This is a genomic window from Amycolatopsis sp. GM8, assembly GCF_021653975.1.
Lineage (GTDB): Bacteria > Actinomycetota > Actinomycetes > Mycobacteriales > Pseudonocardiaceae > Amycolatopsis_E.
This window is the reverse complement of sequence record NZ_JAJKFK010000001.1, coordinates 650,828-666,210: the sequence shown is the minus strand read 5'-3', so window position 1 is coordinate 666,210 and position 15,383 is coordinate 650,828. Positions and strand designations below refer to the sequence as shown.

Annotated in this window: 17 protein-coding genes; 16 read left to right on the top strand and 1 reads right to left on the bottom strand. The window is 68.3% G+C overall.

The window, feature by feature from the left end:
* The first annotated feature begins 13 nt into the window (after positions 1-13).
* From LOZ83_RS03235 to LOZ83_RS03185, 11 genes are read left to right on the top strand one after another with little or no spacing between them, the layout of a single operon-like run.
* On the top strand, positions 14-808 hold the full coding sequence (locus LOZ83_RS03235) for an ABC transporter permease (RefSeq protein WP_236788618.1): 795 nt from the start codon (positions 14-16) through the stop codon (positions 806-808).
* The gene (locus LOZ83_RS03230) at positions 808-1,665 is read left to right on the top strand and encodes an ABC transporter permease (protein ID WP_236788617.1); all 858 of its coding nucleotides are present in this window, start codon (positions 808-810) and stop codon (positions 1,663-1,665) included. The genes LOZ83_RS03235 and LOZ83_RS03230 overlap by 1 nt, the downstream gene beginning before the upstream one ends.
* A complete protein-coding gene (locus LOZ83_RS03225) occupies positions 1,662-2,996 on the top strand; it encodes an MCE family protein (protein WP_236788614.1) in 1,335 nt (444 codons plus the stop codon). The genes LOZ83_RS03230 and LOZ83_RS03225 overlap by 4 nt, the downstream gene beginning before the upstream one ends.
* Positions 2,993-4,036 (top strand): MCE family protein, encoded by a 1,044-nt coding sequence (locus LOZ83_RS03220; protein ID WP_236788613.1) that lies wholly within the window; start codon positions 2,993-2,995, stop codon positions 4,034-4,036. The genes LOZ83_RS03225 and LOZ83_RS03220 overlap by 4 nt, the downstream gene beginning before the upstream one ends.
* Complete coding sequence (locus tag LOZ83_RS03215) at positions 4,033-5,076, top strand: MCE family protein (RefSeq protein WP_236788612.1); 1,044 nt, start codon at positions 4,033-4,035, stop codon at positions 5,074-5,076. Before LOZ83_RS03220 ends, LOZ83_RS03215 begins: the two co-directional genes overlap by 4 nt.
* Positions 5,073-6,260, top strand: coding sequence for an MCE family protein (locus LOZ83_RS03210; protein WP_236788611.1), 1,188 nt, complete (start codon positions 5,073-5,075; stop codon positions 6,258-6,260). The genes LOZ83_RS03215 and LOZ83_RS03210 overlap by 4 nt, the downstream gene beginning before the upstream one ends.
* Positions 6,257-7,411, top strand: coding sequence for an MCE family protein (locus LOZ83_RS03205; RefSeq protein WP_236788610.1), 1,155 nt, complete (start codon positions 6,257-6,259; stop codon positions 7,409-7,411). The genes LOZ83_RS03210 and LOZ83_RS03205 overlap by 4 nt, the downstream gene beginning before the upstream one ends.
* Positions 7,411-8,652, top strand: coding sequence for an MCE family protein (locus LOZ83_RS03200; protein ID WP_236788608.1), 1,242 nt, complete (start codon positions 7,411-7,413; stop codon positions 8,650-8,652). Before LOZ83_RS03205 ends, LOZ83_RS03200 begins: the two co-directional genes overlap by 1 nt.
* Positions 8,652-9,146, top strand: coding sequence for a hypothetical protein (locus LOZ83_RS03195; protein ID WP_236788606.1), 495 nt, complete (start codon positions 8,652-8,654; stop codon positions 9,144-9,146). Before LOZ83_RS03200 ends, LOZ83_RS03195 begins: the two co-directional genes overlap by 1 nt.
* Positions 9,147-9,205: 59 nt before the next feature.
* Positions 9,206-9,727, top strand: coding sequence for a hypothetical protein (locus LOZ83_RS03190; protein WP_236788599.1), 522 nt, complete (start codon positions 9,206-9,208; stop codon positions 9,725-9,727).
* An 18-nt stretch (positions 9,728-9,745) separates the two neighbouring features.
* On the top strand, positions 9,746-10,009 hold the full coding sequence (locus LOZ83_RS03185; RefSeq protein ID WP_236788597.1) for a hypothetical protein: 264 nt from the start codon (positions 9,746-9,748) through the stop codon (positions 10,007-10,009).
* A 3-nt stretch (positions 10,010-10,012) separates the two neighbouring features.
* Here the strand turns inward: LOZ83_RS03185 and LOZ83_RS03180 are convergent, their stop codons facing one another.
* Positions 10,013-11,821 (bottom strand): long-chain fatty acid--CoA ligase, encoded by a 1,809-nt coding sequence (locus tag LOZ83_RS03180; RefSeq protein WP_236788592.1) that lies wholly within the window; start codon positions 11,819-11,821, stop codon positions 10,013-10,015.
* A 104-nt stretch (positions 11,822-11,925) separates the two neighbouring features.
* Here LOZ83_RS03180 and LOZ83_RS03175 point away from each other — a divergent pair, with 104 nt between their 5' ends.
* The 5 genes from LOZ83_RS03175 (at position 11,926) to LOZ83_RS03155 (ending at position 15,368) form a co-directional block, all read left to right on the top strand.
* The gene (locus LOZ83_RS03175; protein ID WP_236789419.1) at positions 11,926-12,315 is read left to right on the top strand and encodes a polyketide cyclase / dehydrase and lipid transport; all 390 of its coding nucleotides are present in this window, start codon (positions 11,926-11,928) and stop codon (positions 12,313-12,315) included.
* Positions 12,316-12,380: 65 nt separating this feature from the next.
* Positions 12,381-13,172, top strand: coding sequence for a metallophosphoesterase (locus tag LOZ83_RS03170; protein ID WP_236788591.1), 792 nt, complete (start codon positions 12,381-12,383; stop codon positions 13,170-13,172).
* A 213-nt stretch (positions 13,173-13,385) separates the two neighbouring features.
* Positions 13,386-13,841 (top strand): SRPBCC family protein, encoded by a 456-nt coding sequence (locus tag LOZ83_RS03165; protein WP_236788590.1) that lies wholly within the window; start codon positions 13,386-13,388, stop codon positions 13,839-13,841.
* A 1-nt stretch (position 13,842) separates the two neighbouring features.
* Positions 13,843-14,985, top strand: coding sequence for an ArsA family ATPase (locus tag LOZ83_RS03160; protein ID WP_236788589.1), 1,143 nt, complete (start codon positions 13,843-13,845; stop codon positions 14,983-14,985).
* Positions 14,985-15,368, top strand: coding sequence for a hypothetical protein (locus LOZ83_RS03155; protein ID WP_236788587.1), 384 nt, complete (start codon positions 14,985-14,987; stop codon positions 15,366-15,368). Before LOZ83_RS03160 ends, LOZ83_RS03155 begins: the two co-directional genes overlap by 1 nt.
* Positions 15,369-15,383 lie beyond the last annotated feature (15 nt).

Below are 15,383 nucleotides of genomic sequence, written 5' to 3'. Positions count from 1 at the left end.
CGGCGGAGGTGTGATGGGTTCGCGCAGTGGCACGGTGAACGTTCCGGGAACCGCCGCGCTCGCGCAGGTCGGCAAGCTGTCCACGCTCGCCTGGGAGGTCCTCCTCGCGATCCCGCGCCGGCCGTTCCAGTTCCGCGAGTGGATCCAGCAGTGCTGGTTCTTCGCCAGCGTCACGATCCTGCCGACCGCGCTCGTCGCGATCCCGTTCGGCGCGGTGATCGCGTTGCAGCTCGGCTCGCTCACCGAGCAGATCGGCGCCCAGTCGTTCACCGGGGCGGCGAGCGCGCTCGCGATCGTGCAGCAGGCCTCCCCGCTGATCACCGCGCTGCTCGTGGCCGGCGCGGGCGGCAGCGCGGTCTGCGCGGACATCGGGGCGCGCAAGATCCGCGAAGAGATCGACGCCATGGAGGTGCTCGGCGTCAACCCGATCCAGCGGTTGATCGTGCCGCGGGTGCTTGCCGCGATGGTTGTGTCGGTGCTGCTCAACGGCCTGGTCAGCGTGGTCGGCGTGCTCGGCGGGTACTTCTTCAACGTCATCATGCAGGGCGGCACCCCGGGCGCGTACCTGGCGAGCTTCAACGCGCTCGCGCAACTGCCGGACCTCTACATCAGCGAGATCAAGGCGGTGCTGTACGGGTTCGTCGCCGGCGTGGTCGCCGCGTACCGCGGGCTGAACCCGGCCGGCGGGCCGAAAGGCGTCGGCGACGCGGTGAACCAGGCCGTCGTGATCACCTTCCTGCTGCTGTTCCTGATCAACGTGGTGCTGACCGCGATCTACCTGCGGGTCATCCCGCCGAAGGCGCTGTGATGGCGGTCCAGATCGAGGTCGACGACCGGTCGGAGCGGCGGCTGGAGCTGATCGCCCGGCCCGGCGCGATCTTCGAGGGCTTCGGTGAGCAGCTTTCCTTCTATGCCCGGGCGCTGGCCTGGTCGCCGCGCACGCTTCGCCGCTACACCAAGGAAACGCTGCGGCTGCTGACCGAGGTGTGCTTCGGCACCGGCGGTCTCGCGGTGATCGGCGGGACCCTCGGTGTGATGATCGGCATGACGATGTTCACCGGCCTGATCGTCGGTATGCAGGGCTACGCCGCGCTGAACCAGCTGGGTACCGCCGCGCTGACCGGGTTCATCTCCGCCTACTTCAACACTCGCGAGGTGGCGCCGCTCGCGGCGGGGCTCGCGCTCTCGGCGACGGTCGGCTGCGGTTTCACCGCGCAGCTGGGCGCGATGCGGATCTCGGAGGAGATCGACGCGCTCGAGGTGATGGCCGTGCCGAGCATGCCGTATCTCGTGACGACCCGGGTGCTCGCGGGGATCGCCGCGGTGATCCCGTTGTACGCGGTGGGATTGCTTTCGTCCTATTTGGCGGCCCGGCAGATCACGGTGTGGCTGTACGGGCAGTCCGCGGGCACGTACGACCATTACTTCAATCTGTTCCTGCCACCGGAAGACGTGCTCTGGTCGTTCATGAAGGTGATCTTCTTCAGTGTGATCGTGATCCTCTCCCATTGTTATTACGGCTATACGGCGAAAGGCGGGCCGGCCGGGGTCGGTGTCGCGGTGGGCCGGGCGGTGCGCACGTCGATCGTGCTGATCTCGCTGCTCGACTTCTTCCTGAGCCTCGCGATCTGGGGCGCCACCACGACGGTCAGGATCTCGGGATGAACTCCTCGATCCTGCGCCGCCGGTTGTGGCATCAGGTGCTGGGCCTGATCTTCATCGTGGTGTGCGCGCTGTTCTTCGTCACCACGGTCGCGATCTACAAGAAGGAGTTCACCCCGGTTTCCCTGGTACGGCTGGAAACCGACCATGTCGGCAACCAGCTCGGCACCGGGTCGGACGTCAAGATCCGCGGGGTGCCGGTCGGCGAGGTCCGGTCGGTCAGCGCGCTCGGCGACCACGCGGCGATCGAGCTGGCGCTGGACCCGTCGAAGATTGGCCAGATCCCGGCCAACGTCTCCGCGCGGCTGCTGCCGAAAACCCTGTTCGGCGAACGGTATGTCGCGCTGCAGATACCTGCCAGCCCGTCGCCGCGGCATATCGCGGCCGGTGACGTGATCCCGCAGGACCGGTCGAGCTCCGCGATCGAGCTGGAGCGGGTGCTCGACGACGTGATGCCGTTGCTGCAGGCCGTCCAGCCACAGAAGCTTTCGGCGACGCTGAGTGCTGTTTCGACCGCACTGGACGGCCGGGGGCAGCAGCTCGGCCAGACGCTCGATCAGCTTTCGGATTACCTCGCGCGGCTCAATCCTTCGTTGCCCGACATCAAGGCGGACATCACGAGCTTCGCCAATGTCACCGACGTCTACAACCGGGCCGCGCCGGACTTCCTGCAAGCGCTTTCCGACCTGACCACCACGAGCAAGACGCTGGTGGACAAGCAACAGCAGCTCGCGCAGGTGTTCTCGTCGGTGACGAACGTGTCGACCGACCTGACGAGCTTCCTGAAGGTCAACGAAAATAACATCATCCGGCTGACCGCGACCTCTCAGTCCACTTTGGATGTGCTCGCGAAGTACGCGCCCGAGTACCCGTGCATGCTGCAGCAGTTCGCCGACTCGGTACCGCGCGCGTACGAAGCTTTCGGCTACGGCACGGACCAGATGAACCACGTGACGATCCGGTTCATCGCCGACCGCACCAAGTACCTGCCCGGTGTGGACGAGCCGAAGTACACCGACAAGCGCGGTCCGCGCTGCTACCCGCAGGTCGTGCCGCCGGGCCGGTGGCCGCAATACCCGCCGGGCGGTCCGGTCCAGGACGGCTCGTCTCATCCGGCGGTGCCGCCCGGAGAGAACACTCCGTTGCCCAGCAACGGGATCATCGCCGGCGGCTCCGGCACCACAGCCGGTTCGGTCGCGAACTCGCCCGCCGAGCAGAGTCTGATCGGGGCGCTTGTCTCGCAGGAACTCGACACCACGCCCGACCAGGTACCGGACTGGGCGAGCCTGCTCGTCGGTCCGCTCTACCGTGGGGCGGAGGTGGATGTCCAGTGAGGAATTTCGTCGCACCTCTGATCAAGATCGTGATCTTCGCCGTGGTCACCGTGCTGCTCACCGGGATCTTGGGCGCCACCATCGCCAACACCAACTTCGGTGTCACGTCCGGCTACACCGCCCGGTTCACCGACGCGTCCGGCCTGCACGAGGGCGACGATGTGCGCATCGTCGGCGTCAAGGTCGGTCAGGTCGACAAGATCAACGTGGTCGAGGAAGACGGCCGCAATCTCGCCGACGTGCACTTCTCGATCTCTTCCGCGTACAAGCTGCCCGCCGCCGTGACCGCGATAGTCAAGTACCGCAACCTGGTCGGCCAGCGCTACCTGTCGCTCGGGACCACAGTGGACGGTGGTGGCGAACTGCCGTCCGGCGGCCTCATCCCGCCGGACCGGACCCAGCCCGCGCTGAACCTGACCGTGCTGTTCAACGGGTTCAAGCCACTGTTCCAGGCGCTGGACCCGCAGCAGGTCAACCAGCTGTCCTACGAGATCATCCAGGTGTTCCAGGGCGAGGGCGGCACGATCGAGAGCCTGCTGACCCACACCGCGTCGGTCACCTCGGCGATCGCCGACAAGGACAAGGTGATCGGCCAGGTCATCGACAACCTCAACACCGTGCTGGCGACGGTCAACCAGCGCGGGCCCGCGCTCGGGAACCTCATCGACCAGACCCAGCAGCTCGTCACCGGCCTTGCCCAGCAACGAAAACCGATCGGTGACGCGGTGTCCGCGCTGGCGAGCCTCACGGATGTCACCGCGGGCCTGCTGCAGGACGCGCGGCCGCCGCTCAAGGACGACATCGCGAACCTGGGCGTGCTGTCGAACACCCTGTCGGATTCCGGGTCGCTACTGGACGAACTGCTGAAGAAGCTGCCGGGCAACCTCGACAAGTTCACCCGGACACTGAGCTACGGCGGCTGGTACAACTACTACCTCTGCGGCCTGTCCGGCACGATCGGCATCTCCCAGCTCAACATCACCCTGCCGCTGCTGCCCATTCCGGGCACCGAGACGCCGGAGAGGTGCAAGCCATCGTGAACGGCACCGGGAAACGTCTCCGCGATCGCAACCAGGCCGCCGTCGGCGCGGTCGCGCTCGTGCTCATCGTGCTGGTCACCGTCGTCTCCTATTTCTCCGACGAACTTCCCTTACTCAGCACGGGAACCACGTACGAGGCGTACTTCGCGGAGTCCGGCGGGCTGGTGCCGGACAACGAGGTGCAGGTCGCGGGCGTCAAGGTCGGGCAGGTCAGCTCGGTGTCGCTGGCCGGCAAGAAGGTGCTGGTGAAGTTCAAGATCTCGGACACGAAGGTCGGCGACGCCACCACCGCGTCCATCGAGATCAAGACCCTGCTCGGCGACAAGTACCTTGCGCTGCAACCGAAAGGCGGCCGGGCGCAGGACCCGGACGAGCCGATCCCCGTCGAGCGCACCACGACGCCGTTCCAGCTGCAGGACGCGTTCCAGCAGCTGTCGCAGACGGTGGGCGACATCAACACCCAGCAACTGGCACAGAGCTTCGACTCGGTGTCACAAGCGCTGAAGGACACCCCGAAACCCTTGCAGGACACGCTGAACGGGTTGTCCGCGCTGTCGAAAACGGTGTCCTCACGGGACCAGGAACTGGCGAACCTGCTGAGCAACACGAGTCAGGTGTCGAAAACGCTTTCCGACCGCAACGCCCAGCTGCAGGCCGTGATCAACGACGGGAACCTGCTGCTGACCGAACTGCAGCAACGCCGGGACGCGATCAGCGCGCTGCTCAAGGGAACCCAGGATCTTTCGGCTCAGCTCAGCGGATTGGTCGCGGACAACCGGGCCCAGCTGCGGCCGACGCTGCAGAAGCTCGGCGACGTCACGGACATCCTGCAGCGTAATCAGGACAACCTCGGCCGGAGCCTCGCGCTGCTCGCACCGTTCTCCCGGATCGGCGCCAACGCGACCGGTAACGGGCGCTGGTTCGAGGGCTATATCTGCGGCCTGTTCCCGCCGGTGATCAAGGCCGGCGGGCTGTCGGTCAACCCGGAGGGCTGCACCCCGCCGATTTCCGCGCCGGATCAGGGGGTGAGCGGACGATGACGGTTGACACGCAGGCGGGCCGGTCGGCGTATCGGTACATCGCGACCGGCTGCGTCGTCGCGCTCCTGCTGGTCGCCGGGGTGTGGCTGGTGTTCCGCGACACCGGCGGCACCAGGGTTTCCGCGATGTTCGACAAGACCGTCGGGCTGTATGCGGGATCCTCGGTGCGGGTGCTGGGCATCCAGGTCGGCGAGATCACCGACGTGACGCCGCAGGGCGACGCGGTCCGCGTGGACATGCGGGTCGATCCGGGCGTCCAGATCCCCGCCGACGCCGGTGCCGTCGTGGTCGCACCGTCGCTGGTCAGCGACCGGTACGTGCAGCTGACCCCGGCGTATGACAGCGGGCCGGTGCTCGCCTCGGGCACGGTGATCCCGAAGGACCACACGGCGACGCCGATGGAGATCGACGACCTGTACGGCAGCCTCGACAAGTTGTCCACGAGCCTCGGCCCGAACGGCGCCAACGCCAACGGCGCACTGTCCGATCTGCTCGATACCGCCGCAAAGAATCTCGACGGCAACGGCAAGAACATCAACGACACCGTCACGCAGCTGGCCGACCTTTCCCGCACGCTCGACAATTCGAAAGGCGATCTGTTCGCCACGGTGCGGAATCTCCAGTCGTTCACCACGGCACTGGCCGACAGCGACAACGAGCTCAACCAGTTCTACACGCGCGTGGCGGACGTGACCGGCTTCCTCGCCGACGACTCCGATGACGTCGGGAAAGCGCTTTCTTCGCTCGCCACGTCGCTCGGCGAAGTGCAGCAGTTCGTCGAGGAGAACCGCGATCTGCTGACGTCCAATGTGGACAAGCTGGCCAGTGTGAGCAAGGTCCTGGTGGACCAGCGGTCGGCGCTCGCCGAGGTGCTCGACGTCGGACCGACGGGCTTGACGAACTTCATCAACTCCTACGACGCTGCGTCCGGCAGCATCGCGATCCGCTACAACGCCAACGAGTTCACCAACCCGCTGGTGGTCACGCTGTGCCGGGTGCTCAAGGCGTCGACCCCGGTCAGGCTGCCCGACGTGGTCGGAAATCTCTGCAACGTGCTCCAGCCGGTGGTCGACGGCATCGCGAAGCTGCCGTCGATCCCGCAGCTGATGGAGGAGATGAACGCGGGCAAGATCCCGCCACTGCCGTTGCTGCCGCTCGTCTCGGTCCCGGACGGTGGCTCGTGAAGCGTTTTCTGCCTGTCCTGGTCGTGCTGTTGCTGCTCAGTGGCTGTGGCACCGGGGGATTTTCGGGCCTCTACAGCACGCCGCTGCCCGGTGGTGCGGACCTCGGCGATCATCCGTACCAGGTCGTCGGGCAGTTCTCGGACGTGCTCGACCTGGTGCCGCAGGCGAGTGTGAAGGTCAATGACGTGGCGGTCGGCCGGGTGGACAAGATCGAACTGGCGCCGGACACGCGTTCGGCGCTGGTGACCATGCGGGTCAACGGAGACGTGCATCTGCCCGCTAATTCCTACGCGGATCTGCGGCAGTCGAGCCTGCTGGGGGAGAAGTTCGTCGAGCTGCGTCAGCCGAACGAGGGCGCCACCGGCACGCTCACCAACGGCGCGACGATCCCGTTGTCCCGCACCAACCGCAACCCGGAGGTCGAAGAGGTCCTGGGCGCGCTTTCGCTGCTGCTCAACGGTGGTGGCATCAACCAGCTCGCCGACATCACGCGTGAGCTGAACAAGGCGCTGACCGGCAACGAGGCGGAGATCCGCGCGCTACTGTCCAGAGTGGACCAGCTGGCGACCGAACTGGACGGCCAGAAGAGCGACATCATCCGCGCCATCGACGGGCTGAACCGGTTGTCCAGCACGCTGAACGACCAGACCGCGAACCTGACCAACGCGCTCGACAACCTGGCGCCCGGGCTGCAGGTCGTCAACGAGCAGCGGGACGAGCTGGTCGGCATGCTGCAGTCGCTCGACAGGCTGTCGGGGGTCGCGGTCGACACCGTGAACAAGAGCAGGGACCAGCTGATCGACAACCTGAAAGCGCTTACTCCCACCTTGCAGAAGCTTGCCGAGGCAGGCAACAACCTGCCCACCGCACTGAAGATCCTGCCCACCTATCCGCTGCCGGACGTCGCCGGTGACGTGGTCAAGGGCGACTACGCGAACGTGCGGGCGCGGCTCGACCTGGACCTCAGCGAGATCTTCCAGAACGTCACCAATGCCGGCCGGGTACAGGTTTCCACGCCGGCCGGGACCATCCAGCTGGGCGGTGGGTCCGCGCCGCCGCTTCCGTTGCCACAGCAGCCCGCGGCGCCCCCGCAGCCGAACGGCGGCGTCTTGGGCGATTTGCTGGGCACGTTGCTGGGAGGTGGGCACTGATGTTCACCCGGCGGCACTGGGTCAAACTGCTGGCTTTCGGCCTCATCGCGGTACTTTCGGTCGGCTACGCGGGCGTGAAGTACGCGGGGCTCGACCGGTTGTTCGGACCACGCGGGTACGTCGTGACGGCCGAACTGGCCGACTCGGGTGGCATCTTCTCGGGCGCCGAGGTCACCTACCGCGGCGTGGCGGTCGGCCGGGTCACCGGGATGCGGGTCGACGCGCAGGGCGTCGCGGTGGACCTGGACATCGACTCGGGCTCGCCGGACATTCCGGCCGACACGCAGGCCGTCGTCGCGGACCGGTCCGCCGTCGGCGAGCAGTACGTGGACCTGCGGCCCAGCCACGATTCCGGGCCGTACCTGCACAACGGGTCGGTCATCCAGCGGGACAAGACCGCGCTGCCGATCTCGCCGGACACCGTGCTGGCGAACCTGGACAAGTTCGCGTCCAGTGTGGACCCTTCGTCGCTGCGGACGGTCGTCGACGAGACGTACAACGCGTTCGCCGGTACTGGTCCAGACCTTCAACAGCTGCTCGACACGGCGGGCTCGTTCACCTCGACCGCGACCGAAAACCTGCCGCAGACGACGAAACTGCTCTCCGACGGGCACACCGTGCTGGCCACGCAGGAACGCCAGGCGCAGAACATCACGTCGCTCGCGACGGGGCTGCGCCGGATCGCGGACCAGCTCAAGACCTCGGACCCGGATCTGCGCAAGGTGATCGACGAAACCCCGCAGCTGGCGAACGACGTGGACAACATCCTGGCGGTGTCGGGTACCGATCTCGGGGTGCTGATCGCGAACCTGCTGACGACGGTGCAGATCACCGCGGTGCGCACCGACGCGATCGAGGAGGAGTTGGTCGCGCTGCCGGTGGTTTCGGCGTTCACGCGGTCGGTCACGTCGAACGGTGAGGGGCATCTGGGGCTGGTGCTCAACTTCTTCGACCCGCACTCGTGCACCAAGGGCTACGAGACGACCAAGCAGCGCCCGGCGAACGACACGAGCGACCAGCCCGCGAACACGCAGGCGTACTGCGCCGAACCGCCCGGCAGCCCGACCGACGTGCGTGGCGCGCAGAACTCGCCCTACGGCGGCAAGCCCGTCACGCCCGCGCAGTCCCAGCCCGCACCGTCGTCGTCGCAGCAACCACAGCAGTCGCAGTTGCCCGGTCTGCTCGGCTTTGTGCGGGGGCCGGATGCGACGGGAATCGGGCAGCTGCTGGGATTGCCGTGATGAAGTCTCCGGGAATGGTGGCCCTGGGTGCCTTGGCCGCCGTGTCTGTGCTGGTCGCGGCGTGGTCCGGCTGGTCGTGGTGGAGTGCCGCGCACGACGAGGCCGCGATGCGCGCGCACGACCGGGATGCCGTGCTGTCGGCCGCCGATGACGCGCTGACGACGTTGAACACGGTCGACTACCACGATCCCGGGCCGGCGGTGGACCGGTGGATCCAGGTGACGACCGGGGAGCTGGGCAAGACGCTCAGCGGTGACCGGCAGTTGCAGCTCGACCGCACGACGGCCAGCAAGACGGTCGCGGCGGCGGAGGTGAACCAGGCCGCGGTGGCCGAGCTGGACCCGGCCGCCGGGACGGCGCGGGTGCTCGCGGTGCTGGATGTGCAGCTGAGCACGAACGGCGCGCCGTCGGTGCCGTCACGGACGCGGCTCAACGCCTCGCTGACGCGGACCGATGGCGGCTGGAAGGTCGACTCCGTGCAGGCGGCGTCGTGACCGGGCGGCACGGCATCGTCCGTCCTTCGCCCTCGCCGCGTCCTTCGCCACGGCCGCGTGTGGAGGAGCCCGCTGCTTCCCGGCTCGACCGGCGCGCGACGGTGATGGCGGCGTTGATGGCGGTGGTCGTGCTGATGGCGGGTTTCGCGGTGTTCGCGGGCCTGCGGGCGGGCGCTGTGCACGGCGGGAACCGGGCGGTCGCCGACACCGCGGCGACCACGCAGGTCGCGGACCAGGTCGGCGGGGACCTGAAGGCGATCTTTTCGTACGACTACGACAACCTGGCCCGCACCGAGCGCGCCGCGGCGAGCATGCTGGTGGATGAAGCGGTCGGCCAGTACGAGGCGGGCTACGCTTCAGCGAAACAGCAGGCGGTGGACCAGAAACTCGTCCGCACCACGACGATCAACTCGATCGCGGTAGCGAACCTCGACGGCGACTCCGCGAAGCTCCTCGTGTTCGTCGACCAGCAAACCCTGACCACGACGTCGAACCAGCAGTCATCCGCCTCGGCCGCGCTGTCAGTGACGGCGCGAAAGGTCGACGGGACCTGGAAAATCGCGAGCATGACCGCGCTCTGAGGCGCCACACTAGGCGTCATGGACGGGAGAACCCACCTGCGGCAGGCCATTGCCGAGCGGCTCGCGCAGCGGGACGAGCGGCCGTTCAGCCTGCACGAAGTGCGCCTGCACGCCCGCGAACTGGTGCTCGCCGGGACGCTCAGTCAGGAGGACGCCGACGAGTTGCTCGCCGGGCTGCGCGACGAACTCGAGCGCCTCAGCATCCTGCAGGTCCGGCGGTTCTCGGCGTCGGCGCGCGGGCGCGCACCGATCGCCGTGCGGAAGCGCGCCGACGCCGAGTGAGGCTCAGCGTTGGGTTTGGTACAGGGATTCGATGGTGTCCGCGTAGTTCTTGGTCACCACGTTGCGCTTCAGCTTCAGGCTCGGGGTGATCTCGCCTGTTGCCTCGGTGAAGTCCTTTGTCAGCACCACGAACTTCTTGATCGACTCCGCGTGTGAGACCTGCTTGTTCGCCTCGTCGACCGCCGCCTGGATCTCGGCCTGCAGGTCCGCGTCGGCCCGCAGGTCGGCCACCGTCGCCGATTCGGGCTTGCCGTGCTGGGCCTTCCACGCCGGGAAGAACTCCTCGTCGATCGTGACCAGCGCACCGATGAACGGCCGCCGGTCGCCGACCACCATCGCCTGGCTGACCAGCGGGTTCGCCCGGATCGTGTCTTCGAGGCCGGACGGGGCGACGTTCTTGCCGCCCGCCGTCACGATGATTTCCTTCTTGCGCCCGGTGATCTTGAGGAACCCGTCCGCGTCGAGCTGGCCGACGTCGCCGGTGTGGAACCAGCCCTCGTCCAGCGCCTCCTTCGTCGCCTGCTCGTTGTTGAAGTACTGGCGGAACACCACGTCGCCCTTGAGTAGGACCTCGCCGTCGTCCGCGATGCGCACCGACGTGCCCGCGATGGGCCGCCCGACCGTGCCCACCCGGAACGCCGTCTGCGTGTTCACGTTCGACGCGGCGGTGGTCTCGGTCAGCCCGTAGCCCTCGAACACCGGAACCCCGATGCCGCGGAAGAAATGCGCCAGCCGCGGCCCGAGCGGCGCGCCGCCGGACACCGCGGCGATACACCGGCCGCCCAGTGCGGCGCGCAGCTTCGAGTACACGAGCTTGTCGAACACGAAGTGCTGTGCCTTGAGCAAGAGCCCCGCGCCGCCGGTGTCCGTGGCCTCGCTGTACTGCACAGCGACCGACTCGGCGAGGTCGAAGATCTTGCCCTTGCCCTCGCTGTGCGCCCTCTGCTTCGCCGAGTTGTAGACCTTCTCGAACACGCGCGGCACGGCCACCACGAACGTCGGCCGGAACGTGCCGAGGTCGGGGACCAGGTTCTTGACGTCCGGCGTGTGGCCGAGGGTGACTCGCGCGGCGATGGCGGTGACGGCGATGGCGCGCGCGAACACGTGCGCGAGCGGCAGGAAGCACAGCAGCGAGTTGCCGGAGTCCATCAGCTGCGGGAACGCGTTGATGTTGGACCGGATCTCGGCCAGCAGGTTGCGGTGGGTCAGCTCGACACCCTTGGGCCGGCCGGTGGTGCCCGAGGTGTACACGATGGACGCCAGGTCACCGGCGGACACCTCGCGGCGCCGCTGGTGCACCACGTCGTCCGAGACGAGCTGCCCGAGCGCGACCAGTTCGGCGACGGCGCCGCCCGCGTGTGTGCCCTCGATCTGCCAGACGTACTGCAACGCGCCCAGCCGGTTCCGGACCTGGTCCACCGATGCCAGGTGCTCGTCGGTCTCGACGAAGACGCCCTTGGCTTCGGAGTCCGACAGGATCCACTGCACCTGCTCCGGCGAGGACGTCTCGTAGACGGGCACCGTGACCGCGCCGGCCGCCCAGATCGCGAAGTCGATCAGCGTCCACTCGTAGCGGGTCTTGGACATCAGCCCGATCCGGTCGCCGCGCTCGACACCGGCCTCGACCAGGCCCTTCGCCACGGCGAGCACCTGGCCGGCGAACTCGCGCGCGGTGACGTCGAGCCATGACCCGCCGGACTGGCGGCGGAAGCTGACCGACTCGGGGAAGCGCTCGGCGTTCGCCCACATGATGTCGCTCAGGTTCTCGTCATCGGCTACCGGCTTGACGGCCGGGGCGCTGTACTCGCGCACGGTGAACCTCCGCGGTCTGCGTGTTACTCGCCAGTCAACCTAGCGGCACTACCACCTTACGACCAAGGCCGTCCCACCATGACATTCTGGACCCCGTGAGCACGCTGAACGGCGCCCCGCCCGCGATCGACCTGGTCGACGAAACGTTCCTCGCGGTACCGGCGGGCACGGTCAAGGCGGCCTTCGCCGACCCGGCCGCGTGGCGGCGATACTGGCCTGACCTGCGGCTCGACCTCTACACCGACCGGGGGGACGAGGGTCTCCGGTGGACGGTCAAGGGCGCGTTGGTCGGCACCATGGAGGTGTGGCTCGAGCCGATGCTCGACGGCACCCTGCTCCACTACTTCCTGCGGGCTGCTCCGGCCGGCCCGGTCCGGCCCCGGGACCTGCGCCGGGAGCTCGACCGGCGGGCCCGCGCGGCGAAGGTGATCGCGCTGGAGCTCAAGGAGATCCTGGAAGACGGCCGCGAACCGGGGATCCCGCCCCGGACGTAGCACTCGGCCTCGGGTGTGTCGAACTCGGCGTCTTCAGTGCCGGACTCGCCGATAAGCTCGGGAATATGCGGGTTCATGTCGTCTCCGACGTGCATGGCAACGCCGACGCGCTGGCCCGGGCTGGGGATGGTGCCGATGCGCTGGTCGTGCTGGGGGACCTCCTCGACTTCGTCGACTACCAGGAACACGACAAGGGCATCCTCGGCATGCTGTTCGGCCCGGAGAAGGTTTCGGCCTTCGCCCGGCTGCGCCGCGAAGGAACCCGCGACGAGACCATCGCCTTCTCCCGTTCCCTGTGGGCCAGCCTCGACGACCCGGGCGCGGCGGTGGAGGAGGCGATCCGCGAGCAGTACGCCAAGCTGTTCGGCGCGATGAGCGCCCCGACCTACGCGACGCCGGGCAACGTCGACTCCCCGCACCTGTGGAAGTCCTTCGCCGGTGACGGGGTGACGATGGTGGACGGCGACGTCGTCGAGATCGGTGGCCTGCGGTTCGGCTTCATCGGCGGCGTCACCCTCCCGGAGGGCGCGACACTCCGCCGCACGAACCCCGTGTGGCGGCCTTATCTGCGCCTGCGCGACGAGTTCGACGAAGCGGTCGGCAAGCTCACCGATGTCGAGGTGCTGTGCTCGCACATGCCCCCGGCGTTCCCGGAGCTGACCTACGACGTGATCGCGCGCCGGCACGAGATGGGCTCGTCGGCGCTGGCCGGGCTGATCGCCGCCCAGCAGCCGCGGTGGTCGCTGTTCGGCCACGTGCACCAGCCGCTCTCGGCACGGTTGCGGGCCGGGCGGACCGAATGCCGCAACGTGGGACACTTCAAGGTCACCGAGCGTCCGTACATCCTGCGCTGGTGAAGCGTGCCGAGCGGCTTGCGTGGCGGTGCAGGTGGCGGAACCTGAGGCGGCCCCTCGCTCCGGGATCGCCTCCTCATGACTGCCAAGTCACCACGTCGGCGCTGTCCTCGCGAGGAGCCACCTCAGAACCCCCAGCGGCGCCAGTGGACGGCCCACAGCAAGCGGCTCCGCCGCTTATGAGCAGAACCTGGATGGCCCTGTAATCTCTGCGCCATGGCCGAGGAGTCCACACAGTCCATTGAGGTCGACGCGCCGCCGGAGCGGGTGATGGCGGTGATCGCGGACTTCGAGTCGTATCCGGAGTGGGCGAAGCAGGTGCAGGCGACCGAGGTGCTCGCCAGCGACGACGCGGGCAACCCCAAGCAGGTCCGGCTGACCCTGGACGCCGGCCCGATCAAGGACGTCTACACCCTGGAGTACGACTGGGCCGCCGACGGCCGCGCGGTCAGCTGGCACCTGGTCAAGGGCCAGATGCAGAAGGCCCAGGACGGCCGCTACACGCTGGCCGACACGCCGTCGGGCGGTACGAAGGTGACGTACACCCTTTCGGTCGAGCTGGTGCTCCCGATGATCGGCCTGCTGCGGCGCAAGGCGGAGAAGATGGTGATGGACACGGCGCTCAAGGAGCTCAAGCGCAGGGTCGAAAGCTCCGGAGAGAGCACGGCCTGACATGCGGCTGCTGCTGTTCACCGGCAAGGGTGGCGTCGGGAAGACGACCCTCGCGGCGGCGACCGCGGCCGGGCTCGCCGCGCGCGGGCACAAGACGCTGGTGGTCTCGACGGACCCCGCGCATTCCCTCGGCGACGCCTTCGCGAAGCGGCTGGCCGCCGAGCCCGCCGAGGTGGACCACTGCCTGCACGGCGCTCAGGTGGACTCGCGCGGGCTGGTCGACAGCATGTGGCAGGAGTTGCGCGGCAAGCTCAAGTCCGCGCTGGCCGGCGCGGGTATCGACGCGCTGGATGCCGAGGAGCTGACCGTGCTCCCGGGGGTGGACGAGTTGCTCGCGCTGACCGAGGTGCAGCGGCTCGCCGAGTCCGGCCGCTGGGACGTCGTCGTCGTCGACTGTGGCCCGACCGCGGAAACTTTGCGGCTGCTCGCGCTTCCCGAGGCCGTTTCGGGGTACCTGAACAGGATGTGGCAGCTGAAGCTCGCGGGCGGGCGCGGCACCGTGGAGGCGGTGCGGCGGCTGGGCTCGCATCTGGACTCGTTGCGGGGCGTGCTGACGGACCCGGCGGCGACCGGGGTCCGGCTGGTGCTGACGCCGGAACGGGTGGTCGTCGCGGAGGCCCGCCGCACGCTGAGCTCCCTCGCGTTGCGCGGGATCCGGGTCGATCGCGTGATCGTGAACCGGTTGATGCCGGCGCCCGGGGTGTGGCGCGGCGCGGCGGCTTCGTGGTTGCGGACGCGGCGGCGCCAGCAGGACGCGGTGCTCACGGAACTCGCCGGTTCGGGTCTGGCGGACTTCGCGCGGGTGGAGCACCGGGCCATCGAGCCGGTCGGCCTGCCCGCGTTGCTGGAGATCTCGCGCGAGCTGTACGGCGAGGGGGATCCGTTGGCCGCCAACGGAGAAAGCATCGCCCCGCTGCTGACCGTGTCCGAAGTGGACGATGGGTTCGAACTGCGCGTCGCGTTGCCGCTGGGGCCGCAGGCCGCGGTGGATCTGGCCAGAGTGGACGATGACCTGGCGATCACCGTCGACGGTTTCCGCCGGCTCGTCGCGTTGCCGGAGGCGCTGCGGCCGTACCACATCACCGGTGCCGCGTCGGACGCGCGCGGCCTGGTCGTGTCCCTGACCCACGCCGGGAGGCCCTGATGACGGAAACCGCGGACGGTGCTGCCACGAGCCTGGCCGAGGAGATCCGGCTGCTGGTGGAGATGGTCGTCGAGCGTGCCGCGCCGTGGCTGGAGGGGATCGTCGCCGCCGGGCACGGTTCCGCCGATCGTGCCGCGCCCGACTGCGGCTGGTGTCCGTTGTGTGCGGTCGTTTCCGTGGTGCGCGGGGAACGGCCGGAGTTCGCCGCGCGGCTGGTCGAGCAGCTGGGGCAGCTCGTCGCGCTGCTGCGCGCGGTGCTGGCCGACCGGTGGGATCCCGAGCACGGTTTTCACATGCCGGGTTTCCAGCCGCAGCCCAAGCCGGAGCCGTCGTCGGCGCGGGTGCAGCACATTCCGGTGCAGTGGCGCGGCGAGGAGTCCTGAGTGCGTGCGATCGGC

Excerpts from the sequence above, each read along its gene's own strand:
- LOZ83_RS03235 (WP_236788618.1), top strand. The coding sequence starts at position 14 with ATGGGTTCGCGCAGTGGCACGGTGAACGTTCCGGGAACCGCCGCGCTC.
- LOZ83_RS03230 (WP_236788617.1), top strand. The coding sequence starts at position 808 with ATGGCGGTCCAGATCGAGGTCGACGACCGGTCGGAGCGGCGGCTGGAG.
- LOZ83_RS03225 (WP_236788614.1), top strand. The coding sequence starts at position 1,662 with ATGAACTCCTCGATCCTGCGCCGCCGGTTGTGGCATCAGGTGCTGGGC.
- LOZ83_RS03210 (WP_236788611.1), top strand. The coding sequence starts at position 5,073 with ATGACGGTTGACACGCAGGCGGGCCGGTCGGCGTATCGGTACATCGCG.
- LOZ83_RS03200 (WP_236788608.1), top strand. The coding sequence starts at position 7,411 with ATGTTCACCCGGCGGCACTGGGTCAAACTGCTGGCTTTCGGCCTCATC.
- LOZ83_RS03195 (WP_236788606.1), top strand. The coding sequence starts at position 8,652 with ATGAAGTCTCCGGGAATGGTGGCCCTGGGTGCCTTGGCCGCCGTGTCT.
- LOZ83_RS03185 (WP_236788597.1), top strand. The coding sequence starts at position 9,746 with ATGGACGGGAGAACCCACCTGCGGCAGGCCATTGCCGAGCGGCTCGCG.
- LOZ83_RS03170 (WP_236788591.1), top strand. The coding sequence starts at position 12,381 with ATGCGGGTTCATGTCGTCTCCGACGTGCATGGCAACGCCGACGCGCTG.
- LOZ83_RS03165 (WP_236788590.1), top strand. The coding sequence starts at position 13,386 with ATGGCCGAGGAGTCCACACAGTCCATTGAGGTCGACGCGCCGCCGGAG.
- LOZ83_RS03160 (WP_236788589.1), top strand. The coding sequence starts at position 13,843 with ATGCGGCTGCTGCTGTTCACCGGCAAGGGTGGCGTCGGGAAGACGACC.
- LOZ83_RS03155 (WP_236788587.1), top strand. The coding sequence starts at position 14,985 with ATGACGGAAACCGCGGACGGTGCTGCCACGAGCCTGGCCGAGGAGATC.